Source organism: Catenuloplanes japonicus, from assembly GCF_000717135.1.
GTDB lineage: Bacteria > Actinomycetota > Actinomycetes > Mycobacteriales > Micromonosporaceae > Catenuloplanes > Catenuloplanes japonicus.
Genome location: NZ_JNXY01000033.1, coordinates 263527 through 287644 on the forward strand (window position 1 = coordinate 263527; position 24118 = coordinate 287644).

Genomic DNA, 24118 nt, shown 5'->3' on the forward strand with positions numbered 1-24118 from the left:
TGCCGAGGTGGAGACGGGATTTGAACCCGTGTAGACGGCTTTGCAGGCCGTTGCCTCGCCTCTCGGCCACTCCACCGAGGTGACCCCAAGTAGTGGCGGCCTTCTCCGAGCGGACGACGGGATTCGAACCCGCGACCCTCACCTTGGCAAGGTGATGCGCTACCAGCTGCGCTACGTCCGCGTACTACTTTTACTTCGTTGTCCGCTAAGTCCCGTTTCCGTTCCCCGCTGACGAAGAGAACTTTAGCGGACCCCCGGGGCCCCCGCCAAATCAGGGGTCCCCCCGCGCGTCGTGCGGAGGGACCCAGGACCGGAGACTCAGCCTCCGAGCAGGGACAACGCCTCGGCGGCGCCGCGGTGGAGGGGGACGGGGTCGGTCTTGCGGGCGGTGGTGACGGACAGTTCGGCGGCGGCGGGGGCGGCCTGGGCGATCTGGTCCTTGCGGTCGAAGAGGGCCTTCGTCAGGGCGCAGGCGACGTCGGCGTCGAGGTCGTTCTTCACCAGCAGGTAGTTGGGGACCACGATCGTGGGCACGTCAGCCGCCAGACGATAGGCCGCGGCAGGGATCGCGCCCTGCTCGTACACCGGATTGATTTTCTGCATGGCGGGGAGGAGCGGGGTGATGTCGATGAAGCGGACGGACGAGGCGGACGTGGTGAACAGGTCGGTCAGGTTGGGGGTGGGCAGGCCGCCGGACCAGAAGAAGCCGTCGATGCTGCCGTCCTTGACCCCGTCGACGGTCTTGGTGAGGTCGAGCCGCTGCGCCTGGATGTCCGACTCGGCGTTCAACCCGGCGGCGGTGAGCAGGCGGTTCGCGATGACCTCGGTGCCGGACTTCGGGGAGCCGGTGGAGATGCGTTTGCCGCGCATGGAGGCCACGTCCGTGATGCCGGACGAGGTGCGCACGACCACCTGCGTGTAGTTCGTGTGGATGCGGGACAGTGCGGCCACCGGCTGTGCCGAGGTGAAGGCCCCGGTCCCGTTCACGGCGTCGGCGGCGGTGTCGGCCAGGGAGAACGCCACGGCGTACGTCCCGGCGACGAGTTGCTGGATGTTCTGCACGGACGCGCCGGTCTCGGCCGCGGTGGCCTTGACGGTGCCGCCGGTCGCGGTCGCGACCTGGTCGGCGAACGCGTTGCCCATCGTGTAGTAGACGCCGCCGGTGTTGCCGGTGGCGATGCCGACGCGGGTCTCCGCCGCGACCTGGCACGTCACCTCGCCGCCGGCGTCCGTGGCGGCCTGGTCCTGCCGGCCCCCGCACCCTCCCGCGGCCACCAGGGCCACAATCAACACACCTGCTCTGACGGTACGCATCACGCCTCAACTCCCCGTTCGGACGACACGGACAACGACTCGGACGAAGACGACGACAACGGCGAAGAAGACGAGGACGAGGGCCGGGAGAGGAGCGTCAGCATCACGGCGATGGCCACCAGCACCAGCCCGCCCACGATCCCCACCGGGTCCAGGTACAGCAGCAGCAGGCCGCCCACCGCGGCGCACACCCGCGCGCCCCGGCCGGCCGGCCCCACGCCCAGCACCCACCCGCCGGTCGCGATCGCCAGCGCCGCCACCCCGGCCATCGCGGCGGCGGTGGCCCACGCGACGTCCACGACGGAACCGCGCCCGAGCAGGTACGACCCGGCCGGCGTCAGCACGAACGCGATCGGCGCCAGGAACGCCGGCAGTGCGTACCGCAGCGCCTGCCACATCGTCGGCACGATTCGCCCGCCGGTGATGGAGGCGGCGCCCACGGCGGCCAGCGCGGTCGGCGGCGTCACCTCGGACAGCACCGAGTAGTAGAAGACGAACATCGCGGTGGCCGGGCCGGGTACGCCGAGCTGCAGCAGGGCGGGGCCGACGATGACCCAGCCGATGATGAACGACGCGGTGACCGGCACGGCCAGGCCGAGCAGGCTGAGCGCGACCGCGGCCGCGACCACGGTGAGCGCCAGCACCACGTCCGGATGGTCTGCCATCGCCTGCGCGCCCTTGATCAGCAGTGACGCCAGCTGCGTACCCAATCCGGTCTTGGTGACCGTTGCCGTGATGACGCCGGCGGCGGCGCAGACCGCGGCGACCGGCAGCACCCCTCGCGTGCCGGCGGCGAGCGCGGAGGCGACGGAGAAGAGACGAGGCCGGGTGCGGGAATCGAAGAACGCCAGCAGGAACGCCAGCAGCGTGGCGAAGACGACCGCGCGGGTCGCGGTGACGCCGATCGCGAGCAGCACCACGATCACGATCAGGGACGAGAAGTGGTAGCCGAACCGGAGCAGCAGCCGCCACGCCGACGCCGTCTCGACCGAGACCGGGCGGGTGCCGAGCTTCCGCGCGTCGATCTCGACCGCGAGCAGGATGCCCAGGTAGTACAGGATCGTCGGGATGGTGGCCCAGCCGAGCACGGTCAGGTAGGACACGTTCAGGTACTCCGCGACGATGAACGCGGCCGCGCCGAGCGTGGGCGGGGACAGGATCGCGCCGACGCCGGCCGCGGCGAGCATGCCGCCGGCGCGTTCCGCGGGGTAGCCGGCGCGGCGCAGGATCGGCCAGGTGACCGCGCCGACGCTGACCGCGGTGGCGGTGCCGGAGCCGGAGACGGTGCCGAGCAGGAAGCCGGCCGTGACCGCGGTGCGCCCGGCCGCGCTGCGGGAGCGGCGGAACGCGGCCACGGACAGGTCGACGAAGAACCGTCCGGCGCCGGAGAGGTCGAGCACGGCGCCGTAGATGGTGAACAGCACGATGTAGGTGGCCGCGACGTCCAGCGGCGTGCCGTAGAACCCGCTGCCGGAGTTGTAGAGCGCGTCCACGATCTGCGAGAAGTCCAGCCCGGCGTGGGCGACGGACCAGTTCTGCGGCAGCAGCCCGCCGTAGTAGCCGTAGGCCAGGAAGACCAGGCAGACCAACGGCAACACCCATCCGGTGGTACGCCGTGCGGCCTCCAGCACGAGGAGGAGCAGGAACGCGCCGAGCAGCACGTCGACCGGGTCGAGCAGGCCCTGCCGGTCGAGGAAGCCGTTGTATCCGCCGCGGAACGGCAGCACCGGGTAGAGGCAGACGACGAGCGTGACCGCGGCGAGCACCCAGTCCGCGATCGCGGGACGGTCGCCGCCGCCGAGCACGGGCCATCGCGCGCCGGACCGGTAGGCGAGGAAGACCAGCGGCAGGGCGCCGGCCAGGAAGAGGATCAGGTAGAACTGGCTGCCCTGCGGCAACGGCCGGAAGACCTGCCAGAGCGCGAGCAGCGTGACCGCGAGCGCGACGCCGCCGACCACCCGTTCGGGGACGCCGGTGAGCTCACGTGCGGGCCGTTCCTCGTCGTCGTAGGTAACCTCGGGAGCGGGGACGCGGCCTCCACCGTCCATCATGATCGGACTTTACCGCGCCATTTTGCGTTTGTAACGGTCAATCCCGCGAAGTCAATTCTCTACCGTGGTAATCCCATCGTGGGAATTTGCTAGTCGGCGTCGTCCGAAAGCGACACCGCGCTCATATGAGTGACGCAACCGGGGCATCCGTGAACTGGTATTCATCGGCTACGGTGTGTTTCGTGACCAGACGCCTTGCCGAGGTACGGCTCGACGCACTCCTGCGTACTGCCTGCGATGTCATTGCCGAACGCGGCCTTGCGAACACGCGCACCGCCGATGTCGCACGCGCGGCCGGCGTGAGTCAGGCGCTGGTCTTCTACCATTTCGCCACAAAAGAACGACTACTCGCCCAGGCATTCGCCTATGCGACAGAGCAGGATCTGCTCAAACTTGATGCATTGCTGAAAACGCCCGCCACTCCGCTGGAGCGGCTGCGCAAGCTGGTGCGTCACTACACGCCGACCACGCGCGTGAAGTCGTGGACGATGTGGATCGACGGCTGGGCCGAGTCGCCGCGCGCGCCGGAGCTGGAGAAGATCTCCCGCCGCCGGGTGCTGCGCTGGCGTGAGGCGCTGCGCGAGGTCATCACGGACGGCGTGCGGGACGGCGCGTTCGAGTGCGCGGATGCGGAGGGTGCGGCCTGGCGCATCGCCTCGCTCATCGACGGCCTCGCCATCCAGTCCTCCGCCCACCCCCGCATCTTCCCCCGCACCTCGATCAGCGGCTGGGTCAACGAGGCCGTGTCGCGCGAACTCTCCCTGAAGCCGGAGCAGCTGGCCTGAGCCCACGGGTATGCCAAAGATCCGGACAAGCGCGCCGATGAAGGGCGATAACCGGCGCGGGCGTTAGGCAACCCGCGGTGACCTGGGATAACGATGGAGCGGTGACCGTCAGGATCGCTCCAGGACGTCGTACCCTCGCTGCGTTTGTGGCTCTTGGGGTGGTTGTCGCGCTGGCGGCGGTCGTGGTCGCCGGGCGCCGGGAGGACCAGCGGCCGGTGGAGGTCTGGGAGGCGGCGGCGCCGGCCGTGCTGGAGGCGTTGCCCGACGGGGCGTTCCGGCATCCGGGCGTGCTGATCGGCACGGACGAGCTGACCCGGGTCAAGGGGAAGATCGACGGCGGCGCGGAACCGTGGGCGTCCGCCTACCGGCAGATGGCGGGCACGCGGTACGGCAACGCCGACTGGCAGCCCAGGCCGCGCGCGGTCGTGGAGTGCGGCCCCTACTCGGACCCGGACCTGGGGTGCACCGAGGAGGCGGAGGACGGTGTCGCGGCCTACACGCAGGCACTGATGTGGCACCTGACCGGCGACGACAGGCACGCGCGCGCCGCGATCCGGATCATCGACGCGTGGGCGGCCGTGCTGGAGCGGCACACGAACGACAACGGGCCGCTGCAGTCCGCCTGGTCCGCGGTCCCGATGGTGCGCGCGGCCGAGCTGATCCGCTACAGCGACGCGGGCTGGGACCCGGCGCCGGCGGAGGCGATGTTCCGCGACGTCTACCTGCCCGAGGTGATCGGCGGCGCGACCTGGACGAACGGCAACTGGGAACTGATCATGATGGAGGCCGCGACCGGGATCGCGGTGTTCCTGGACGACCGGGCGAGCTGGGACCGGGCGCTCGCGCGGTTCCGGGAGCGGGTCAAGGCCTACATCTACCTGGCGTCGGACGGGCCGCTGCCGGTCGCGCCGCCCGGGGAGACGGACGTGCCCGAGGGACAGCTGATCGGCTACTGGCAGGGGCAGGAGACGTTCGTGGACGGGATCACGCAGGAGACCTGCCGCGACTTCGGGCACACCGGCTGGGGCCTGTCCGCGGCGTCGCACGTGGCCGAGACCGCACGGTTGCAGGGGCTGAACCTGTGGTCGGAGATCCAGCCGAGGATGGTGGCGGCGCTGGAACTGCACATGCCGTACGCGCTGGGCGAGAAGAAGGCGCCGTCCTGGCTGTGCGACGGCGAGCCGGACACCGAGTCGTACGCGCCGTTGCCGGAGGCGGCCCGGCACCACCTGGTCGACCGCCTCGGCATCTCCCTTCCGGGAACAACGGCATATGTCCGGAAATATCGGCCGGCGGAGGCTGCCTACTTCTTCGCGTGGGAGACAGTGACCCACGGCGGGTGATTCACGAGCAGATCACGCAGCCGGTGTACGGCCGGGTTCGTGCTGTCCGCGAGGAACGCCAGTCCGATCTCCACGGTCGGCGTGGGCGCGGCGAAACGGCGCAGCCGTACCCCCGGCAGTGTGAGCGCCCGCGCCCGCCCGGCCGGCACCGCCGCGATCACGCTGCCCTCCGCGACCGCGCGCAGCAGCTGCTCGTCGTCCGGCTCGTGCCGCACCAGCAGGAACCCGCCGTCCGGCCAGACCTGCGCGATCGTCCGGTCGAACATGCCGGGCCCGTTCTCCCGCGGCCACATCACGGCGGGCTCGCCGGCCACGTCCGCCCGGCCGATCCGGCGCCGCCCGGCGAGCCGGTGCCCCGCGGGCAGCGCGCACAGCAACTCCTCGTCGTCGACGTGCACGCAGGTCAGTGCCGGTTCGTCGAGCGGCGGGCGGACGAACGCGGCGTCGCACCGCCCGGCCAGCAGCCCGGCCACGTTCGGCGCGGTCCAGGCGGTCTCCGGCACCACCTCGACCTGCGGATGCGCCGCGCGGAACGCCGTGACCAGCGCGTCCACCCGACCGCCGCGCGCGGACCGCGTGTAGGCCAGCCGCAGCCGCCCGTCCCGTCCGCGGGCCGCGTCCCGGATCCGGGCGGCGGACGCGTCCACCTCGCCGATCAGCCGGCGGGCCTCGTCCGTGACCTGCGCGCCGACCTCGGTCAGCACGCAGCCGCGCGGGCCGCGCCGGATCAGCGGCGTGCCCAGCTGCCGTTCCAGCGCGCGGATCTGCTGGCTGAGCGCGGGCTGGCTGAGGTGCAGGCGCGCGGCCGCGCGGGTGAAGTGCAGCTCCTCCGCCAGGGCCACGAACGAGCGCAGCCGGTCGAGGTCGGTGCCGGACAGGCGCTCCACCATAAGCCTCGCCTATCGATGCTGTTGAAAGCGTTATTCGACGGTACGACATGCGCGCCCCACGATGGCCACATGACGGATGTGACGGTGGTGGGCGGCGGCGTGATCGGGCTGACGGCCGCGCGGCGGCTGCGGGAGGCCGGCGCGCGGGTCACGGTGATCGCGGCGGACCCGCCGGAGGAGACGGTGTCCACGGTGGCGGCCGCGGTCTGGTACCCGACGCACCAGGAGGCGGACCCGCGCGTGCTGCGCTGGTCCGCCACGGCCTACGAGGAGTTCACCCGGCAGGCGCGCGACGGCGTGCCCGGCGTGCTGCTGCGCCGGACCCGCATGCTGCTCCGGGCGCCGTTACCGTGGTGGACGGCCGCCGCCGGTGACGTGACGACGGTGGCCGGCGAGATCCGCTTCATCGCGCCCCTGGTCGAGATGTCGCCGTACCTCGACTGGCTGGCCCGCGGCCTGACGATCGAGCGGCGACGCATCTCCGCACTGGACGAGCTGGACGGCATCGTGGTCAACGCGACCGGCCTCGCCGCCCGCGAGCTGGCCGGCGACGACGCGGTGGAGCCCGCCCGCGGCCACGTCGTGCTGGTGGAGAACCCGGGCCTGGACACCTCGATCCGCGACGAGTCCCGGTCCCTCTACATCCATCCGCGCAGCCGGGACGTGGTGCTGGGCGGCACGTTCGAGCAGGGGCGCGGCGACGTGACGCCGGACCCGGCCGAGGCGGCCGCGATCCGGGACCGCTGCATCGAGGCGGAGCCTTCATTGCGGGACGCGCCCGTGATCGGCTCCCGGATCGGCCTGCGGCCCACCCGGCGTGGCGGCCCCCGGCTGGAACGGGCGGGGAACGTCATCCACTGCTACGGCCACGGCGGTGCCGGAATGACCATGTCATGGGGCTGCGCGGAGGAGGTCACCGCGCTGGCGCTCAGGATATCCTGACGCTTTCCCCAGGCAGGGCGGTCGATGCAGGTGGCGGGTCCGACGATCAGCATCCGGGACGTGGCAACGCATGCGGGCGTGTCCGTGGGCACCGTCTCCAATGTGCTCAATCGTCCGGACATCGTCGCCCCCAGCACCCGGACCCGGGTGCTGGACGCGATCACCGCGCTCGGCTTCGTGCCGAACGAGTCCGCCCGCCAGCTGCGCCGGGGCCGCGGCCGCACGCTCGGCCTGGTCGTGCTGGACGTGGCGAACCCGTTCTTCACCGACGTGGCGAAGGGCGTGGAGGACGCGACCGGCCCGGCCGGCCTGCCGGTGATCTTCTGCAACTCGGACGGCGACGCCGCGAAGGAGTCCGCGTACCTGGACCTGCTGGAGGAACAGCGGGTCCAGGGCGTGCTGATCACGCCGATCGACGACACCAGCGAGCGGCTGCTGCGGCTGCGCGAGCGCGGTGTGCTGGTCGTGCTGCTGGACCGTGTCTCGGCGCGCGCGGAGATCTGCTCCGTCTCCGTCAACGACGTGCACGGCGGTGAGCAGGCACTGCGGCACCTGGTCGAGATGGGCCACGAGCGGATCGCGTTCGTCGGCGGGCCGTGGGGGCTGCCGCAGGTGCGGGACCGGTACCGCGGCGGCGTGCGTGCGCTGGCCGAGGCCGGGCTGCCGGAGACCGCGCTGCGCCGGTGCGAGACGCCGAGCCCGACCGTGGCCGCGGGGCGGGACGCGGCCGCGCGCATCCTGGGACTGCCGAAGGGCACGCGTGCGACCGCGGTGTTCTGCGCGAACGATCTGCTGGCGCTCGGCGTGCTGCAGGGGCTGACCAGGGAGCGGGTGCGCGTACCGGAAGAGATCGCCCTTGTCGGATATGACGATATCGACTTCGCGGGCGCGGCCGCGGTCCCGATCACCTCGGTCCGCCAGCCCCGGCAGCGCCTCGGCCGGACCGCCGCCGAGCTGCTGCTCGACGAGGCCACCGATCCGCAGTCACACGTTCACCGTCAGGTGATCTTCGAACCGGAGCTGGTCGTGCGCGATTCGAGCCGTTTCACGCGCGGATCCGGGACGGCGTAAACGCCGGGGCAACGAGTAAGCTGTGGTCAGCCCCAGATCGCCGGCACGTGCCCATAAGGCCAGGTCGGCCGGTGCCGCCGCGAACCTCGGCCCGCCGGACGTCTGCGTGTGAGCCGGTAACGCCGTCGGCGGACTGGCCACTGAGAAATTGACGGGCGCCTGCCTGGTGGGGACGGGCGCCGACAGTTCGGAGATCACGCTGACTACCGACGTCTCGGCCCACGGCGTACCCCTGGTGGGGCGTGCGGCGCTGCTCGGTGCGATCGACAGCCGGCTGCGGACCGGCGGTGGAGTGGTGCTCACCGGGCCGAGCGGCATCGGCAAGACCGCCATTCTGGATGCGGTGGCGTCCGCGGCCCTGCAGCGCGGCGAGCGCGTGCTCCGGCTGACCGCGACCGTGGCCGAGCGCTTCCTGCCGTACGCGGGCATGGCCGAGCTGCTCGCCCAGGTGCCGGACGAGGTGGTCGCGCGGCTGCCCGGCCCGCAGCGCGCCGCGTTCGACACCATGCTCGTCCGTCGCGGCGACTCCCGGGGCCGGGGCGGCCGTGCCGAGCTGGCCCGCCGGCTCGCGTGGCAGGCCTGCCTGGAGTCCGCGGCCGAGCCGGTGCTGCTGATCATCGACGACGCCCAGTGGCTGGACGGCGCGTCCGCGGACGTGATCGGTTACGCCAGCCGCCGCCTCGCGGACCGGCCGGTCCGGGCCGTGATCGCCCAGCGCTCGCCGGACAGCCCGGCCGTGCGCACCCGGGTCATGCACCTGAGCCCGGCGCCGGTGCAGGAGCTGACCGTGCCGCCGCTGACCTCGGAAGACCTGACGCCGCTGCTGGACGCACACGGGCTCACCTACTGGGCGGCCGCCCGGCTGCACGCGGACAGCGGCGGTAATCCGTACCTGGCGCTCGCGCTGGCCGGCGCGTTCGCGTTCGACGACTCCCCGGCCGGCAGCACCCGCACCCGCCTGCCCGAACAGGTGCGGGCCGCGCTCGTCGACCGGCTCGACGCGCTGCCCGCCGCGGTGCGGGACACGCTGTTCGCGGCCGCGCTCGCCACCCGCCCGACCGCGGCCCAGCTGCGGATGACCGGCCGGCCGGACGCGGACCGCGAGCTGCGCGCCGCCGCCACGGCCGGGCTGGTCTCCGTCGACAACGGCATCGTGCGCTTCACGCCGCCCGCGATCGCGATCGTGCTGGCCGAGGAGGCGCCGGCCGACCGGCGGTCCGCGATGCACCGGCAGCTGGCCGCGACCGCGTCCGACCCGGTCGAGCGCATCCGGCACCGCGCGCTGGCCGACGAGCACCCGGACACGGAGATCGCCCGGTCGCTGGTGGCCGCGGCCGAGACCGCGCTGCAACGCGGCGCGCCCGGCCTGGTCGCCGACCTCTACCTGCTGGCCGCGGACCGTACCGGCGGAGATCTTCATTCCGAGCGGATCGAGTGGCTGGTCTCCGCCGCGGAGGCGGCCGCGTCCGCCAGCCGCCGGGAGCAGTGCCTCCAGGCCGGCGAGGCCGTGCTCGCGGCGGACGCGTCACCGGCCCAGCGGGTCCGCGCGCGGATCGCCATGCTCGACGCGCACGGGCAGCAGCTCGGCGTGATGGAGGAGGCGCTGTCCACCGCGCTGGTCGAGGCCGGCGACGACGCCGCGCTGCTCGCGCCGCTGCGGCTGCGCCTGGCCTGGCAGCGCATCCACCAGGGCAAGACCGACCAGGCCGAGCTGGAGGCGAAGGCCGCGGTCCGCCTGGCCCGCCGCGTCGGCGACACCTGGGTGGAGAGCATGGCCGGCGCGATCGTGGCGCAGGTGACCCGCGCGTCCGGCCGCGCCGACTACCTCCAGGTGCTGGCCGAGGCGCTGGACGTGCCGGCCGAGGAGGGCCGCGGCATGCTGAACCTGACGCCGCGCTTCCTGGCCGTCCGGTTCGCGCTCTTCGACGACCGGCTCACCGAGGCCCGCACCGAGCTGCTGCGCATGCTGCCCGAGGCGGAGCGCAGCGGCCTGGACGAGCTGCTCGACATCCTGCGCAACCTGGCCGAGGTCGCCAGCCGCGACGGCCACACCCGCGACGCGCTCGACTACGCCTACCGGGCCGCCCGCCTCTTCCAGGAGAACGAGCTGTCCCTCGGCCCGAGCTGGTACACGCTGGCCATGGCCGAGCTGGCCGGCGGCAGCCCCGCCCGCGCCCTCTCCTACGCGGACCGCGGCGTCCGCTCCTCCGAGACCGACGTCGACATGGTCTACCTGGCCCGCAACCTGCACGTGCTCGGCCAGGCCCTGCTCACCACCGGCGACAACGCGGCCGCGCTCACCACGCTGCGCCGCCTCCAGGAGCTGGAGGCCGACCGCGGCACCGCCGACCCGTCCACGCTCCGCTGGCACGGCGACCTGGTCGCCGCCCTGGTCAACGCGGGCGAGGCGGCCGCCGCCACCGAGGTCGTCGCGGAGGCCCGCGACGCCGCCCAGCGGCTCAAACGCTCCCGCGGAGTCCTCGCCGAACTCGACCGGGCCGAAGCGCTGATCCTGGTCCACCAGGGTGAGGCCGCGGCCGCCGCGACGCTGGCGACCGCCGCCGCGCAGACCTTCGCCGACCTGGGCCAGCCGATCGCCCAGGGCAGCGCGCTGCTGGTCCTCGGCCGCGCCGAGCGCCGCCGTCGCCGCTATGCCGCGGCCCGCGCCGCCATCGAGCAGGCCCGCGAGATCTTCTCCCGCGCCCACGCGACCCCGTGGACCCAGCGCGCGCAGCGGGCCCTGGTCGCACTGACCGTCGGCGCCCAGCGCCGCTCCCCGGAGACGCTCCCCGAGTCCGACGCCGCCCCCGCCCCGGAAACCACGTCCGCGTCCGAGGCCGGCCTCACCACCACCGAGGCCCGGATAGCCGCGCTGGTCCGCCAGGGCGCCAGCAACCGCGAGATAGCCACCCAGCTCTACCTCAGCGTCAAGACCGTCGAGGCCACCCTGACCCGCATCTATCGCAAGGTCGGCGTCCGCTCCCGCACCCAGCTGGCCTCCCGCCTCACCGAGGGCTGAGAGCCCACGCCGTGGTCCGGCGCACCGAGGCCGCCGGCTCGCGGGGTTCGCGAGCTGCAGGAGCGCGATCCGCGAGAGTATGCGGGCCGTAAGACGTGCGGCCTTCCGGGGTGTCAGCCGTTGATGTACGGGTGGAACGACCAGACCGCGTAGTCGCCCGGCCAGTCCCTCTCGGAGGACGTGTACGGCGACCCACCGAGGTCGTCCACCTTGAGCCAGTGCCCGTTCCCCTCGCTGATCAGGTTGAATTCCCGGCCGGTGCGTTGCAGGCGGAACTGCTGGTAGGGCGTGAAACGGTCGCAGGTGCGCAGCGTCAGTTCCGCGTACTCGTAGGTGCCGGTCAGCTCGGCACACTCCACGTTGTTCTTCCGGAGCCGGTAGACGCCGTCGCCCGCGGACACCAGCTCCTGCACCTTCCAGTGCTGGCTGCGGCTGGCGTCGCACTCCTCGATCACGGTCGTGTTCTCCGGTGCGGCGCCGAGACACGCGTTCGTGCCCCAGTTCTTGACGTACTGCCAGCCGTCGTCGCCGGGCGCCGCGTGCGCGGCCGTGCCGAGCAGCAGCAGCGCTGCGATCGCACCGGCGGTCATCATCAGTGTCCTGCGCGTCTTTCTCATGAAATATCCCCCTCTTCTCCGGCCGATCCCGGCCGTCCGGAGACCGGCACGAACGATCCTGCGCGGGCGGCCACGCACCCGGGCTCGTTCCGCGAGATCAAAGATCAGTGGGTACGCGTGCCGATGTGGACGCGACCCCGGCGGAGACCGTGTGTGGCCTCCGCCGGCGAGGAACGACGGACGGTCAGCGCTTGACCGGGACGGTCTGCCACTCGGCGAACCGGCCCGGCCAGTCCGCGTCGTCCGTGGTGTAGGGCGCCTCGTCCTCCTGGTAGACCCGCAGCAGCGTGTCGCCGCTCTGGCCGGTCACCCGCCAGGTCGGGTCGCCCCAGCCGATCGGCGAGGCCTTGAACACCTGGAGGCCGGCGTCGTCGGCGCATGGGCGCAGCGCGAGCCGGCCGCTGTCCGGCGCGTCGTCACCGATGAGCTCCAGGCACTCGCGCGCGTTCTTCCGGATCTTGAAATAGACGGTGCCGTCGGCGCTCTTGGCGAGATCCTCGGTGAGCCAGGTCTGCGTGAACGAGCCGTCGCAGGGCTGGACGCGCACGAGGTAGCCGTCGTTGTCCGCGTCGTAGACGGACGAGAGACAGCCCTTGGTGCCGACGTTCGTGATGTAGGCCGGTCCGGTGTGGCCGAGGTCGGAGGCCTGAGCGGCCGTGCCGGGCAGGACCATCGCCGCGAGAGCCCCGGCGATGACTACTGCGTGACGTGCCTTGATGCGCATGATATTTCCCCCATGTCGGGCCGGTCGGTTGCTCGACCGGCGCCGCGAAAATCCTGTCACCGGTGATCACGTCAACGGGCCGGATCGGGAAAAATACGGATCCGATCGGGTGAAGCCAGGCCTCCGGACGGTCATGATCTCGGCATCTACCAGCGGAAACCGGGCACGGCTCTCCGCTCTGACCGGCAGCTCGGTGTCCCCGGGTGCCAGGCAGGGGTTGCCGGCCCCCGGGTGAGCGGCCACTGGTTCCGCGGAGCGGCAGCGCCGACGATCGAACGGCACACGAAAGACCGAGGGAGAGATCATGCCGTTTGCGAACTTCAAGGTGCCGGCGGGGACGCTCAGTGCGGAGCAGAAGGAGACGATCGTGCACCGGGCGACCGATCTCTATGCGGAGATCTACGGCGACCACGTCCGGCCGAACACGATGGTGCTGGTCGAGGAGGTCGCCGATGGCGGCTGGGGGATCGGGTACACCGTGCTGACGCTGGCGAGGCTGACAGAATAGGGCGTGTGGATCTCGCGGAGTTAGGGCTGTTCCTGGCGTCCCGGCGGGGGCGGATCACGCCGGAGTCGGCGCGGATTCCGGCCGGGCCGCGGCGGCGGGTGGCGGGGCTGCGTCGTGACGAGGTGGCGGCGCTGGCCGGGGCGTCGACGGACTACTACATCGAGCTGGAGCGTGGGCGCGGTGCACAGCCGTCCGCGCAGATGCTGACCGCGCTGGCCCGCGCGCTGCAGCTGACCACGGACGAGCGCCACCACCTGTTCGCGCTGGCCGGCCGCCAAGCGCCGCCACCGGACGACACGCCACCCGACGGCACGCCGGCGGGCGGCACGGCAGCGGGCGGCACGGCGGGCTCGGGCGGTGCGGCGGCCTCGGGCGGTGCGGCGGCCTCGGGCGGCACGCTGGTGAACGGTGCGCGGGTGGAGACCGCGATGCTGGAGCTGCTCGATCGGCTGGTGGAGCCGGCCAGGATCATGACGGATCTGCACGAGACGCTGGTGCAGAACGCGGGGATGGACGCGCTGCTCGGCCCGCCGGATCGTGATCACCTGCACCGCTGGTTCACCGAGCCGGTCAGCCGCGGCATCTACCCGGACGAGGACCACGCGCACCATTCACGTGTGCTGGTCGCGGATCTGCGGGCGGCGGTCGCGCGCCGTGGGGGCGCCGGCCGGGCGGGGCAGCTGACGGCGAGGCTGCGGCGGGACAGCGCGGAGTTCGCCGCGCTGTGGGCGACCGGTGACGTCGCGGTCCGGCGCGGGGAGCGGAAGCGGATCGTGCACGCGGACCGGGGTGTCGTGGAGGTCCGCTGCCAGAACCTGTTCAGCGAGGACGGCCTGCAGCGCCTGCAGTTCTTCATCGGCGGATGACCACGGCGCGACGGCCCAAGATCAAGATCCAGATCAGCCGGGGGTACGGGCGGGAGCTTCGTACCCCCGGCTGATCGTGGATTGTGGAGATGCGGTGCACGGCCGCTGCCGCCGGTGCCGGACGTGTACTTCCGCTACGTGCTCCAGACGGTCGGCTGACGACGGGAACGCCGCGGCCGTGTCCGGGCAGGTCGTGGCGTGATCGAGGTCTGGGCGGATCGATGCCGGGATTGTAAGGTCTCTTACCGGTAAGCCCCGTCTATGCCTGATGGAGGTTGCTGTGCCCCGATTCCACCCGCGTCGGCTGTGGCCGGTGCCGATCGCCGCGCTCGCGCTGGTCCTCTCGTTCGCCGTGTTCAAGCCCGCCGGTGCGGAGCAGATCGCGCCGCCCGGTGCGGAGCAGGTCACCGCAGCCGCCGCCACCGGCACGTTCCGCAACCCGGTCGGTGCGAAGCCGGACCCGTTCATGACCTACTTCAACGGCAACTACTACCTGGCGATGACGGAGGGCGACTCGATCAAGATGCGGCGCGCCCCGAGCGTCGCCGGCCTGCTCAACGCGGCGCCCGTCGAGGTCTGGCGGGACTCCGACGCGTCGCGCAACAAGGAGGTGTGGGCGCCGGAGTTCTACCGCGTGGGTGACCGCTGGTACATCTACTACACGGCGGACAACGGCGTCGACGAGAACCACCGGCTGTACGTGCTGGAGTCGGACACGGACAACCCGGCCGGGACCTACCACTTCAAGGCGCGGCTGGTGCCGCCGAACCGGGACGTGTTCGCCATCGACCCGGCGCTGCTGCAGCACAACGGCAAGCTGTACCTGGCCTGGTCCGGCACCAACCAGTACCAGCACAACGGGCTCAACATCGCGCCGATGTCGAACCCGTGGACCGTCTCCGGCAACGCGACCGCGCTGAACGCGGCCGGCAACTGCCCGGAGGTGCGGGAGGGGCCGGCGTTCCTCTACCGCAACGGGCGGACCTGGATGACGTACTCGGCCTGCGACACCGGCAAGCCGGACTACGCGCTGTGGCAGATGAGCATCGCGAGCACGGCCGACCCGCTCGTCGCGTCGAACTGGCAGCAGCGCTCCGGCGCGGTCTTCGCCCGCTCGGACGCGCGCGGCGTGTTCGGGCCCGGCCACCACAGCTTCTTCAAGAGCCCGGACGGCACCGAGGACTGGATCGTCTACCTGGCGAAGACCACCACGACGTTCACGTACAACAACCGGACCACGCGGGTGCAGCGCATCGGCTGGAACAGCGACGGCAGCCCGAGCCTGGGCGTGCCGCTGGCGATCGGCGCGACCCAGGATCTGCCGTCCGGCGACCCGGGCCCGTCCACCGCGTGGATCAACGACGACGGGCGGACCAGCGGCAACGGCGGGCTGACCTACACGGGCACGTGGAGCTCCGGCACCGGATGCGCGGCGCAGTGCTTCTGGGGCGACGACCACTGGAGCGGCGCGACCGGCGCGACCGCGACGTTCACGTTCACCGGCACGCAGGTGGCGCTGCTGTCCGTCCGCGACGTGGGCAACGGCATCGCGGCGTACAGCATCGACGGCGGTGCGGAGCAGCGCGTCGACCTCTACAGCGCGATCCGGTTCGGCGAGGTGCTGAACTACCTGTCGCCGAAGCTCGCCCACGGCACGCACACCGTGCGCGTGCGGGTCACCGGCGAGAAGAACACCGCGTCCAGCGGCACGACCGTGAGCCTCGACCGCGCCGAGGTCTGGACCGGCTGAGGTCCCGCGGATTCCGTGGCCGGCCGGTCCGGCCGGCCACGGGCCTAGAGCTCGCGCTCGAAGAAGCGCCAGTGGTGCCGCATGTGCGCCGGGATCTCCGTCTCCTCGTAGGGCTCGCGCTCGACGAAGCCGCGCGAGCCGTAGAGCCGCTGGGCGTCGGCCATGAACCGCACGGTGTCCAGCCGGACGATCTTCGCGCCGAACGTGTCCCGGCCCTCGTCGATCACCCGGTCCAGCAGCGCGGAACCGAGTCCCTGACCGCGGCCGCGCGGATCGACGTACATCCGCTTGACCTCGACGATGCCGGGGCCGATCGTGCGCAGCGCGGCCACGCCGACCGGTTCCCCGTCCAGCTCCGCCACGATCAAGAGCCCTTTCGGGGGTACGAACGAGGGCAGCGATTCCCGGATCGTGCTCAGATCGGTGGGGGAGTCCTCCAGACCGTACTCCTCCCGCAGCCGCCCGACCGCCCAGGTCAGGTAGTCGCTCATCAACGCGGCGATCGCGTCGGAGTCGGTGGCGAGGTCGGCGTGGCGGAGAACAACACTCATGATCCAAGCCTATTGCCCGTGCGGAGCGGGCCTGGCCTCGGCCGCACTAGGATCATGCGGATGAGAGCCAGCGGCACTTTCACCGTGACGTCCTTCGTCCCCACCGACCTGGTGCAGGACCCGCCGATCGTCACCGGGCTGCCGGTCGGCGTGGCCCGTCTGGAGAAGGCCTTCTCCGGTCAGGTCGAGGGCCGTTCCGCCACGATGTTCACCGCCGCGTTCGATCAGGCGACCGGCGTCGGCACCTACGTGGCGATGGAGTCGTTCGAGGGCTCGATCGACGGCCGGTCCGGCAGCTTCAACTTCGCCCACTGCGCCACCACGCACGGATCCGACCGCGCGGCCGAGTTCTTCACGATCGTCCCGTCCAGCGGCACCGGCGAGCTCGCGACCATCACCGGCACCGGCGGCCTGCGCGTCGACGACGACGGCACCCACCACCTGTGGTTCGAGTACGAGCTGTCGTAGCCCTCGCGGGTCTTCCGTGAGACCACCCGCGGATCCGCCGGCCGCGGGTGCAGCGGGTCCGGACCACGGCGGAAGGGTTTCAGGGCACGACGGTGACCGGCCAGCGGGCCGCGCGCACGAGCCTGATCGCCAGAGAGCCCGCTATCCGGTGGCCCAGGCTTGCCGACGCGCCCACGATGATGCCGCTGGCGCGCACCTCGGCGGCGACGTCGCCCAGCACCCGCAGCGGATCGCCGGAGCGGACCACCAGCCGTGCGTCGATGCCCCACTCGCGTGCCTGCTGGTCGAGCATCTCCAGCAGTTGCGCCTCGACCTCGCCCTGCGCCTCGACGATGGCCTGCACGGCGGTGCCGCCGAAGGTCAGGAACGCGCCCGGCTCGCGGCGGACGTAGACGGCGAACAGCCGGGCGCGCTGGCGGCGCGCGAGGCCGAGCGCGTACGCGGCGGCCCGTAACGAGCTCTCGGAGCCGTCGACGCCGACCACCAGGGCCGAGGGGCCGTCGGTGCCGAGTTCGAAGTCGCCCACGTTCGCGGCCTCCTGGATCTGCCGTGAGTCCGCGAGATTCTGTCAGGATTCCCGGTGGATTTCGACCAGGCGGGTCAGTGCCGGCAGTGCGGCGTCGATCGCGGCCCGGTCCGCCGGGGAGAGCGCGCCGACCAGTTCGTGCAGCGCCGCGGCCCGCTCGGCGCGGCGGCGCTCGACCAGGTCCAGGCCCTCCGGCGTGGCCTCGACCAGCACCACGCGGCGGTCGGACGCGTCCGGCGTGCGGCGGGCCAGGCCCTCGCGCTCCAGCCGGGTGACGAGCTGGGTCATGCCGGGCTGGGAGACGCCCTCGCAGATCGCCAGCTCGGTGAGCCGCTGCGGACCCTTGCGGCGCAGGCGGGCCAGGACGGCCGCGGCGGTCATGTTGAGCTGCCCGGCCGTGGAGAGGCGGCGGACCATGATCGCGATTTCGTCGAAGACCGTTCCCAGCTCGGGCCTGCTATCCATAAGTGAATTATGCACAGGCCCAAGCAAGGTCCGGAAACCCTACAGCGCGCGGGCCAGCCGGTAGTAGGCCGAGTTCCACCGGACGCGGTCCGCGAAGTCGTGCGTGGTGGTCCTGCCGTCGATCAGCAGCAACTCGGTCTGCAGGATCGTGGCGAAGTCCCGCAGCGTCTCCGTGCCGATCGCCTGGGTCAGCACCGTGTGGTGCGGGCCGCCCGCGGTCAGCCAGCACTCGGCCGAGGTGGACAGCGACGGCGCCGGCTTCCACACCGCGCGCGCAACCGGCAGGTTCGGCAGCGGCTCGTCCGGCGTGGTCACCTCGATCTCGTTCGCCACCAGGCGGAACCGGTCGCCCAGGTCGGCCAGGCCGACCACGATGCCGGCGCCGGGCTTGGCGTCGAAGACCATCCGGACCGGGTCCTCGCGGCCGCCGATGCCGAGCGGGTGGATCTCCAGGCGCGGCTTGCCGGACGCGATGGTCGGGCAGACCTCCAGCATGTGCGCACCGAGGATCTTCGGCTCACCGGGCCCGAAGTGGTACGTGTAGTCCTCCATGAACGAGGTACCACGCCCGGTGCCCTCGCCCATCGCCTTGAACGTCGCGACCAGCACGGACGTCTTCCAGTCGCCCTCGCCGCCGAAGCCGTAGCCGTCCGCCATCAGCCGCTGCACCGCGAGGCCGGGGAGCTGGCGCAGGCCGCCGAGGTCCTCGAAGTTCGTGGTGAACGCGCCGAAGTCGCCGTCGGTCAGGAACGTGCGCAGGCCGGACTCGATCCGGGCCGCGTAGCGCAGCGACTCGTGCCGGTCGCCGCCTACCGCCAGCTCCGGCGCGAGCTCGTAGGTGTCCGCGTACTCCGCGATCAGGTCGTCGACCGCCTTGTCCGAGGCCGCGTCGACCACCTCGACCAGGTCGTTCACGCCGTACGTGTTGACCGAGACGCCGAACTGCAGCTCCGCCTCGACCTTGTCGCCCTCGGTGACCGCGACGTTGCGCATGTTGTCACCGAAGCGGGCCAGGCGCAGGCTGCGGATCCGGGCCACACCCGCGGTCGCGCGGATCCAGTCGTTGACGCGGGTGACCACGACCGGGTCGGACGCGTGCCCGGCGATGGTCTTGCGCGGCACGCCGAGCCGCGCCTGGATGAACCCGAACTCCCGGTCGCCGTGCGCGGCCTGGTTGAGGTTCATGAAGTCCATGTCGATGGTCGACCACGGCAGCGACACGTTGTGCTGCGTGTGCAGGTGCAGCAGCGGCTTGCGCAGCGTGTCCAGCCCGGTGATCCACATCTTGGCCGGGGAGAACGTGTGCATCCAGGCGATGACGCCGATGCAGTTCCGGTCCGCGTTCGCGTCCAGCATCACCTGGCGGATCGCGCCGGAATCGGTGAGGACCGGCTTGCCGACGATCTCCGCGGCGAGCCCGCCGGCGGTGAGCTGGTTCTGGATGTCCCGGCTCTGGGCCGCCACCTGCTCCAGCGTCTCGGGTCCGTAGAGATGCTGGCTGCCGGTGAGAAACCAGATCTGGTGCGTCATCGCAGGTTCCTGTCTGCCGTGATCGCGGGGTCGCGCTCGGTGTGGTTGGTGGGCCTTCCGAGCGCTCCCCGGCGCCGGGCGCAGGACGGGCGGCGGCGAAAGTGAGCGCTCACATCCTGGATCATGGCACAGCCCGGTCCACCGTCACAGGCGTGCCCGATGGGCGATCACGGCCAACTGGGTACGGTCCCGCGCCCGCAACTTCGCCAGCAGTCTGCTCACGTAGGTGCGCGCGGTCGCCGGGCTGATGAACAGCGCGGCCGCGATCTCCTGGTTCGTCTCGCCGAGCCCGACCCGGGCCAGGATCTGCAGCTCCCGTGCGGTCAGCGCGTCCAGCCGGGGGTCGCGCGGCGGCGCCGGGTCCTGCGCGGCCAGCCGGTCCATCAGGAGCCGCGCCACGGTCGGCGACAGCAGGTTGCCGCCCGCCGCGACCGTGCGCACGGCCTGGCGCAACTCGTCCGCGCCGGTGTCCTTGAGCAGGTAACCCGCCGCGCCGGCCCGGACCGCGGCGTCGATCTCACCGGGCTCCTCGAACGTGGTCAGCACCAGCACCCGGGTGCCCGGGAACGCGGTGGTGATCTCCCGCGTCGCGTCCAGGCCGCCGCCGCCCGGCATGCGCAGGTCCATGACGACGACGTCCGGGCGCAGGCGGCGGGCCTCGATGAGCGCGCGCGGGCCGTCCGAGGCCTCGCCGGCGATCTCGATGACGTCATCGCCGGTGCCGTCGTCGCTGTGGTCGCGGGCGAGGAGCGCGCGCAGACCGGCCCGGACCAGCTCCTGATCGTCGACGAGCAGCACCCGGATCATGCGGCGTCCCTCGGCAGCGGCAGCTCGGCCTCGACCGTGAAGCCGTCGGCGGTGTGGCGGGTGTGCAGGGCGCCGCCGAGGGCGCGGGCCCGCTCGGCCATGCCGGGCAGGCCGTGCCCACGGGAGGGAATCCCGCGAAGAGCCGCCCGCGGTCCGGCTTCCGGGCTGCCGGTCGCTGCCGGATCCGTCGGTGAGCCGTCCGCTCCGCGCGTGGCCGGCGGGTCATCGGTCTCGATCGGCGCCGCTGCCGGGTTTCCGGGCAGGTGCGGAACCGGCGACGAGCTGCCGGTCTGGACCTGCGTTGTTGCCGGGCCCCCGGTTGCCGTCGGCATCGACGCACCGTCGTCGGCGGGCGGGCCGTCGTCGCTGATCGTCAGCCGGAGCACGCCGTCCACGACGACCGCGTGCACCGAGACCATGCTTGCCTCCGGCGCGTGGCGCAGCACGTTCGTCACCGCCTCCTGCACGATCCGGTAGGCGGCCGTGCCGACCTCGTCCGGAAGCGGGCCCGTCTCGACCCGGACGGTCACGTCGAAACCGGTCTGCCGGGCCGGGTCCAGCACGGGGGACAGGTCCGCGAGGGAGACCGTGCCGCGCAGCGCGCCGACCGCGCCGCGCAGGTCGGCCATGGTGCGGTCCGCTGCCTGACGGATGCGCAGCAGCGCCTCGTCGAGCGCGTCGTGGCCCGGGGGCGCGGCCTCGCGGGCCACGTCCGCGTGCAGCGAGATCACGGTGACGCCGTGACCGACCGAGTCGTGCAGCTCGCGGGCGATGGCGAGGCGCTGCTCCCGTACCCGCAGACGGTTTTCCCGTTCTTGAAGGTCCCGCTGGGCGCGGCGGCTGCGCAGACCGTCGCCGAGCGCGACCGCGGCCGCCATCAGCGTGACGTGCCCGACCAGGTCGTAGACCGCCACGAACGCCGCGCTCTGGCCCTCCAGCAGCCGGAACATCAGCGACAGCACGAGCACGCCGGCCGCGGTGAGCACGGCCGTGCGCAGGAAGCCGGCCTCGGCCGCGGAGAAGAGCGCGGCGGCCAGCGGCACGGCCACACCCACCGCCGGATATCCCGCCGCGTAGTAGGCGCACAGGCCGAGCGCGCTGATCAGCAGCACCGCACGCGGGAAGTGCCGGCGCGCGAGCATCAGCGCGCCGAGGCCGGCCGCCCACGCGTAGGCGAGCAGGTCCGGCGGGTGCTCGCCGCCGTGGCGCGCGGAGATCACGGCGGCCAGCGTGGCCGTCACGGCGAGCCCGAGCAGCGCGTCGGCCGGCCACGGCGGAATCCTCATTCGCATCAGCGTAGGACGTCGTCGTCAGGCGATCCGGGTGTCGCTCACGGACGGATGCCGGGTGTTCGCGGAATGCCTAGCGTCGGGCGCATGAATCTCGGACTCCGGTTCCCGGCGCTGATCGCCCTCGCGCTGCTCGCGGTTCCCCGCGCGGTGCTGCACGACATGAAGATCATCCACGAGGGTACGGCCGTGAATCTGCTCTTCGTGGCCGTACCGCTGCTGGTCTGGATCGTGGTGGTGGTGCTCGCCCGTACGCCGAGGCCGTTCCTGACCCTGCTGGCGGTCGGCGCGATCTACGGCGTGGGCCTGGCCCTGGTCCACCAGGTGTTCTGGGACGTGGACGTCCGGCTCGGCGGGAATCTCGCCGGGCGCCTCCCGATCGCCGCCGAGCAGGGCATCATGCGCGCGTTCGCGGCCGTGAGCAGCCTCTTCACCGGCCTGCTGACCGGCGCGGTCACCGGACTGGTCGCGTGGGCGATCAGCGCGGTTCAGACCAGGCGCTCGGTGTAGGCGCGCAGCCGCGCCGCATCGGCCGGGTCGAGCGTGCGCAGCGTCGGCGGGACCGGCCTTCCCCGGTCGATCGCGGTGAGTTTCGCGGCCGGCGGGTGGTCGACCCAGTCGACGATCGGGCGGACCGAGTCCTCGACCGGGCGCGCCGCGACCCGCGCCAGCGTTCTGGTCACGGCGCCGATCACCGGGTTCGGCGACTGGCCGGACCGGGTGAAACCGGGGTGGTAGAGCACGTAGCGGGCGCGGCCGGTGTGCGCGACGCCGAGCAGGTCGTTCGCGCGACCGGCCTGCAACTGCGCGCGGACCATGCCGTACCTGCGGGTGAGCTGCGGGTCGTCCCAGACCACGCCGCCCGCGGTCGCGCCGGTGCCGGACACGTTGACGATCACGGGATTCCCTGCGGCGTCGAGTTGCGGCGCGAGCAGCGTGCCCAGCAGGTACCGGCTGAGGTAGTAGAGCGCGAACGTCGACTCCAGCCCGTCCGGCGTCTCCGTCCGCTTCGGATAGAGCCGGTTCGCGAACAGCAGCAGCGCGTCGATCCGCGGATGCTCCCGCGCGATCTCGGCCGCCACCCTCCTCGTCTCCGCGATCGAGCTGAGATCCGCCCGGTACGGCGCGTCCGCCCGGCTCCCGATCACCACCACCCGGTCCCCGCGCGCGGCCCGCGCCATCGCGGTCGCCTGCCCCATGCCGCTCGTGCCCCCGCTGATCACCACGGTCTTCGTCATGATGGACATCGTCAACCGGTGACGAGACGCGCGAAAGAAGGCACATCAATGTCCGTACCCTCGGTCGTCGCCCACACGCTGCCCCGCCCGGTGCCGCTGGCCGAGTTCGACACCTGCCCGGTGTCCGGCCTGTTCCGCCGCGTCGGCGACCGCTGGAGCATGCTGATCGTGATCCTGCTCGGGCAGCGGCCGCACCGCTACAACGAACTGCATCGCGCCATCGAGGGCGTCAGCCAGCGCATGCTGACCCGCACGCTGCGCACGCTGGAGTCCGACGGCCTGATCACCCGCACCGTCTTCGGCACCGTGCCACCCGGCGTCGAATACGACCTGACGCCGCTGGGCCGCTCACTGCTGATCCCGCTGTCCGCACTGGCGGACTGGGCGGTCGCCCACCCGCTCCCGGCCGGCACCGGCAGCGCCCCAGCAGATCGGTGATGCCGCCGGCCGGAGCCGATGCGCGCAGCTGCTGGATAGCCGGAACGGGTCGGCGGTTCGGGTCCACCTTGCGGGCCGCTCGGTCGGCGGGAGGCGTGTGGCCTGCGAACACGGCCAGGCCGGCGAGGGAACGGGGCTGACGGGACACTCCGGGACAATTACCATCCGTACGTGCGTCAACACGCGGAATACGCGATGCCGGCCGGGGCCGGGCTGTTCGGCAGTCTGCCGGAGGGCGAATGGCGGGAGATCCTGACGATCGGCGTGCCTGTCCGGTTCGCCCCGCACGACCTTCTCTTCCGGCAGGGTGACCGGGACCAGCACGTGCACGTCATCGTCGCGGGCTGCGTGAAGATCACCAGGGGAGAGCCGGACGGGGCGCAGACGATTCTCACCGTGCGCGCTACCGGTGACGTGGTCGGCGACATGGCCGCGGTCGACGGCGGCCCGCGCTCCGCGACCGTCACGGCGCTGACCACGGTCATCACCCAGCTGCTCACCGGCGATCAGTTCCGCCGGTTCGTCGCCCGCCCCTCGGTCGCGAACCGGTTCGCCGCCTACACGGTCGCCCGGCTCCGCGAGTCCGACCAGCACCGCACCGAGCTGGCCGTGCTCCCGGTCCGGCAGCGGCTGGCCCGCGCGCTGCTGCGGATCGACCGGGAGAACCGGCGCGTGCCGGGTGGTGCGGCGTTCAGCCTGCCGCAGCAGGAGCTGGCGGAGCTGGTCGGCGCGTCCCGGAACGCGGTCGTCATCGAGTTGTCCGCGCTCCGGGCGGCCGGCGTGCTGCGTACCGCGCGGCGTGAGGTGACCATCGTGGACGCGGACGCGCTGTCCCGTTGCGCCTATCCGGAGGAGGCTCACTCGGTGAGCGCCCAATTCTGGGCAGAGGAGGGCGCGCGGACGCGCCGATGATGGGAGCCCCCGTC

24 protein-coding genes and 2 tRNA genes are annotated in these 24118 nt (G+C 72.2%); 12 read left to right on the plus strand and 14 right to left on the minus strand.

Going from position 1 to position 24118, the window contains the following annotated elements; translation table 11 throughout:
* Positions 1 to 5: 5 nt before the first annotated feature.
* The 4 genes from OP04_RS38450 to OP04_RS38465 all read right to left on the minus strand — a co-directional run bounded on the left by OP04_RS38450 (position 6) and on the right by OP04_RS38465 (position 3365).
* A tRNA-Cys gene (locus OP04_RS38450) sits at positions 6 to 76 on the minus strand.
* A 32-nt stretch (positions 77 to 108) separates the two neighbouring features.
* Positions 109 to 181, minus strand: a tRNA-Gly gene (locus OP04_RS38455).
* 137 nt (positions 182 to 318) lie between these two features.
* A complete protein-coding gene (locus tag OP04_RS38460; RefSeq protein WP_232323893.1) occupies positions 319 to 1293 on the minus strand; it encodes a TAXI family TRAP transporter solute-binding subunit in 975 nt (324 codons plus the stop codon).
* Between the two features lie 20 nt (positions 1294 to 1313).
* On the minus strand, positions 1314 to 3365 hold the full coding sequence (locus OP04_RS38465) for a TRAP transporter permease (RefSeq protein ID WP_051799721.1): 2052 nt from the start codon (positions 3363 to 3365) through the stop codon (positions 1314 to 1316).
* 182 nt (positions 3366 to 3547) lie between these two features.
* Here OP04_RS38465 and OP04_RS38470 point away from each other — a divergent pair, with 182 nt between their 5' ends.
* Positions 3548 to 4150 (plus strand): TetR/AcrR family transcriptional regulator, encoded by a 603-nt coding sequence (locus OP04_RS38470; RefSeq protein ID WP_033344855.1) that lies wholly within the window; start codon positions 3548 to 3550, stop codon positions 4148 to 4150.
* Between the two features lie 146 nt (positions 4151 to 4296).
* Entirely contained in the window at positions 4297 to 5493 is a 1197-nt protein-coding gene (locus OP04_RS38475; RefSeq protein WP_033344856.1) for an alginate lyase family protein, read from the plus strand.
* On the opposite strand, the gene OP04_RS38480 is transcribed toward OP04_RS38475, so the two are convergent.
* Positions 5454 to 6383 carry a LysR family transcriptional regulator gene (locus tag OP04_RS38480; protein ID WP_051799723.1) on the minus strand — a complete coding sequence of 310 codons (930 nt, stop codon included), beginning with the start codon at positions 6381 to 6383 and terminating at the stop codon, positions 5454 to 5456. The two genes, OP04_RS38475 and OP04_RS38480, sit on opposite strands and share 40 nt — an antisense overlap.
* A 69-nt stretch (positions 6384 to 6452) precedes the next feature.
* Between OP04_RS38480 and OP04_RS38485 the strand changes: the two genes are divergently transcribed.
* From OP04_RS38485 to OP04_RS38495, 3 genes are all read left to right on the plus strand, one after another.
* Positions 6453 to 7325 (plus strand): FAD-dependent oxidoreductase, encoded by an 873-nt coding sequence (locus OP04_RS38485; RefSeq protein WP_033344857.1) that lies wholly within the window; start codon positions 6453 to 6455, stop codon positions 7323 to 7325.
* Between the two features lie 60 nt (positions 7326 to 7385).
* Positions 7386 to 8396: a LacI family DNA-binding transcriptional regulator gene (locus OP04_RS38490; RefSeq protein ID WP_232323894.1), complete on the plus strand. Its 1011-nt coding sequence runs from the start codon at positions 7386 to 7388 to the stop codon at positions 8394 to 8396.
* A 166-nt stretch (positions 8397 to 8562) separates the two neighbouring features.
* Positions 8563 to 11415, plus strand: coding sequence for a helix-turn-helix transcriptional regulator (locus OP04_RS38495; protein WP_232323895.1), 2853 nt, complete (start codon positions 8563 to 8565; stop codon positions 11413 to 11415).
* 113 nt (positions 11416 to 11528) lie between these two features.
* On the opposite strand, the gene OP04_RS38500 is transcribed toward OP04_RS38495, so the two are convergent.
* Entirely contained in the window at positions 11529 to 12032 is a 504-nt protein-coding gene (locus OP04_RS38500; RefSeq protein ID WP_157240928.1) for an RICIN domain-containing protein, read from the minus strand.
* A 184-nt stretch (positions 12033 to 12216) separates the two neighbouring features.
* Entirely contained in the window at positions 12217 to 12756 is a 540-nt protein-coding gene (locus OP04_RS38505) for an RICIN domain-containing protein (protein ID WP_157240930.1), read from the minus strand.
* 304 nt (positions 12757 to 13060) lie between these two features.
* Between OP04_RS38505 and OP04_RS38510 the strand changes: the two genes are divergently transcribed.
* From OP04_RS38510 to OP04_RS38520, 3 genes are all read left to right on the plus strand, one after another.
* A complete protein-coding gene (locus OP04_RS38510; RefSeq protein WP_033344861.1) occupies positions 13061 to 13264 on the plus strand; it encodes a tautomerase family protein in 204 nt (67 codons plus the stop codon).
* A 5-nt stretch (positions 13265 to 13269) separates the two neighbouring features.
* On the plus strand, positions 13270 to 14130 hold the full coding sequence (locus tag OP04_RS38515) for a helix-turn-helix domain-containing protein (protein ID WP_051799724.1): 861 nt from the start codon (positions 13270 to 13272) through the stop codon (positions 14128 to 14130).
* A 280-nt stretch (positions 14131 to 14410) separates the two neighbouring features.
* The gene (locus OP04_RS38520) at positions 14411 to 15880 is read left to right on the plus strand and encodes a glycoside hydrolase family 43 protein (RefSeq protein WP_232323896.1); all 1470 of its coding nucleotides are present in this window, start codon (positions 14411 to 14413) and stop codon (positions 15878 to 15880) included.
* A gap of 44 nt (positions 15881 to 15924) precedes the next feature.
* On the opposite strand, the gene OP04_RS38525 is transcribed toward OP04_RS38520, so the two are convergent.
* Positions 15925 to 16431, minus strand: coding sequence for a GNAT family N-acetyltransferase (locus OP04_RS38525; protein WP_051799725.1), 507 nt, complete (start codon positions 16429 to 16431; stop codon positions 15925 to 15927).
* Positions 16432 to 16491: 60 nt separating this feature from the next.
* On the opposite strand from OP04_RS38525, the gene OP04_RS38530 reads away from it, so the two are divergent.
* Positions 16492 to 16899, plus strand: a complete 408-nt coding sequence (locus OP04_RS38530) for a DUF3224 domain-containing protein (protein WP_033344863.1) — start codon at positions 16492 to 16494, stop codon at positions 16897 to 16899.
* Positions 16900 to 16978: 79 nt separating this feature from the next.
* Here OP04_RS38530 and OP04_RS38535 read toward each other — a convergent pair whose 3' ends face one another.
* The 5 genes from OP04_RS38535 to OP04_RS38555 all read right to left on the minus strand — a co-directional run bounded on the left by OP04_RS38535 (position 16979) and on the right by OP04_RS38555 (position 21513).
* The gene (locus OP04_RS38535; RefSeq protein ID WP_033344864.1) at positions 16979 to 17425 is read right to left on the minus strand and encodes a universal stress protein; all 447 of its coding nucleotides are present in this window, start codon (positions 17423 to 17425) and stop codon (positions 16979 to 16981) included.
* Between the two features lie 42 nt (positions 17426 to 17467).
* Positions 17468 to 17890 carry a MarR family winged helix-turn-helix transcriptional regulator gene (locus OP04_RS38540; protein WP_085067095.1) on the minus strand — a complete coding sequence of 141 codons (423 nt, stop codon included), beginning with the start codon at positions 17888 to 17890 and terminating at the stop codon, positions 17468 to 17470.
* Positions 17891 to 17929: 39 nt separating this feature from the next.
* Positions 17930 to 19420 carry an L-arabinose isomerase gene (gene araA, locus OP04_RS38545; protein ID WP_033344866.1) on the minus strand — a complete coding sequence of 497 codons (1491 nt, stop codon included), beginning with the start codon at positions 19418 to 19420 and terminating at the stop codon, positions 17930 to 17932.
* 144 nt (positions 19421 to 19564) lie between these two features.
* A complete protein-coding gene (locus OP04_RS38550) occupies positions 19565 to 20227 on the minus strand; it encodes a response regulator (protein ID WP_033344867.1) in 663 nt (220 codons plus the stop codon).
* The gene (locus tag OP04_RS38555; protein ID WP_051799726.1) at positions 20224 to 21513 is read right to left on the minus strand and encodes a sensor histidine kinase; all 1290 of its coding nucleotides are present in this window, start codon (positions 21511 to 21513) and stop codon (positions 20224 to 20226) included. Before OP04_RS38555 ends, OP04_RS38550 begins: the two co-directional genes overlap by 4 nt.
* Before the next feature lie 90 nt (positions 21514 to 21603).
* On the opposite strand from OP04_RS38555, the gene OP04_RS38560 reads away from it, so the two are divergent.
* A complete protein-coding gene (locus tag OP04_RS38560; protein WP_232323897.1) occupies positions 21604 to 22026 on the plus strand; it encodes a hypothetical protein in 423 nt (140 codons plus the stop codon).
* Here OP04_RS38560 and OP04_RS38565 read toward each other — a convergent pair.
* Positions 22005 to 22754, minus strand: a complete 750-nt coding sequence (locus OP04_RS38565) for an SDR family NAD(P)-dependent oxidoreductase (RefSeq protein ID WP_085067096.1) — start codon at positions 22752 to 22754, stop codon at positions 22005 to 22007. The two genes, OP04_RS38560 and OP04_RS38565, sit on opposite strands and share 22 nt — an antisense overlap.
* Positions 22755 to 22802: 48 nt before the next feature.
* Between OP04_RS38565 and OP04_RS38570 the strand changes: the two genes are divergently transcribed.
* Entirely contained in the window at positions 22803 to 23192 is a 390-nt protein-coding gene (locus OP04_RS38570; protein WP_033344869.1) for a winged helix-turn-helix transcriptional regulator, read from the plus strand.
* A gap of 171 nt (positions 23193 to 23363) precedes the next feature.
* Complete coding sequence (locus tag OP04_RS38575) at positions 23364 to 24104, plus strand: Crp/Fnr family transcriptional regulator (protein ID WP_157240932.1); 741 nt, start codon at positions 23364 to 23366, stop codon at positions 24102 to 24104.
* Positions 24105 to 24118 lie beyond the last annotated feature (14 nt).

What these genes read in the sequence shown, in the direction of transcription:
- OP04_RS38565 (WP_085067096.1), bottom strand. Translation starts at nt 22,754, where the DNA reads ATGACGAAGACCGTGGTGATCAGCGGGGGCACGAGCGGCATGGGGCAG.
- OP04_RS38485 (WP_033344857.1), top strand. Translation starts at nt 6,453, where the DNA reads ATGACGGATGTGACGGTGGTGGGCGGCGGCGTGATCGGGCTGACGGCC.
- OP04_RS38540 (WP_085067095.1), bottom strand. Translation starts at nt 17,890, where the DNA reads ATGGATAGCAGGCCCGAGCTGGGAACGGTCTTCGACGAAATCGCGATC.
- OP04_RS38570 (WP_033344869.1), top strand. Translation starts at nt 22,803, where the DNA reads ATGTCCGTACCCTCGGTCGTCGCCCACACGCTGCCCCGCCCGGTGCCG.
- araA (WP_033344866.1), bottom strand. Translation starts at nt 19,420, where the DNA reads ATGACGCACCAGATCTGGTTTCTCACCGGCAGCCAGCATCTCTACGGA.
- OP04_RS38510 (WP_033344861.1), top strand. Translation starts at nt 13,061, where the DNA reads ATGCCGTTTGCGAACTTCAAGGTGCCGGCGGGGACGCTCAGTGCGGAG.
- OP04_RS38525 (WP_051799725.1), bottom strand. Translation starts at nt 16,431, where the DNA reads ATGAGTGTTGTTCTCCGCCACGCCGACCTCGCCACCGACTCCGACGCG.
- OP04_RS38480 (WP_051799723.1), bottom strand. Translation starts at nt 6,383, where the DNA reads ATGGTGGAGCGCCTGTCCGGCACCGACCTCGACCGGCTGCGCTCGTTC.
- OP04_RS38550 (WP_033344867.1), bottom strand. Translation starts at nt 20,227, where the DNA reads ATGATCCGGGTGCTGCTCGTCGACGATCAGGAGCTGGTCCGGGCCGGT.
- OP04_RS38500 (WP_157240928.1), bottom strand. Translation starts at nt 12,032, where the DNA reads ATGAGAAAGACGCGCAGGACACTGATGATGACCGCCGGTGCGATCGCA.
- OP04_RS38465 (WP_051799721.1), bottom strand. Translation starts at nt 3,365, where the DNA reads ATGATGGACGGTGGAGGCCGCGTCCCCGCTCCCGAGGTTACCTACGAC.
- OP04_RS38505 (WP_157240930.1), bottom strand. Translation starts at nt 12,756, where the DNA reads ATGCGCATCAAGGCACGTCACGCAGTAGTCATCGCCGGGGCTCTCGCG.
- OP04_RS38555 (WP_051799726.1), bottom strand. Translation starts at nt 21,513, where the DNA reads ATGAGGATTCCGCCGTGGCCGGCCGACGCGCTGCTCGGGCTCGCCGTG.
- OP04_RS38560 (WP_232323897.1), top strand. Translation starts at nt 21,604, where the DNA reads ATGAATCTCGGACTCCGGTTCCCGGCGCTGATCGCCCTCGCGCTGCTC.
- OP04_RS38530 (WP_033344863.1), top strand. Translation starts at nt 16,492, where the DNA reads ATGAGAGCCAGCGGCACTTTCACCGTGACGTCCTTCGTCCCCACCGAC.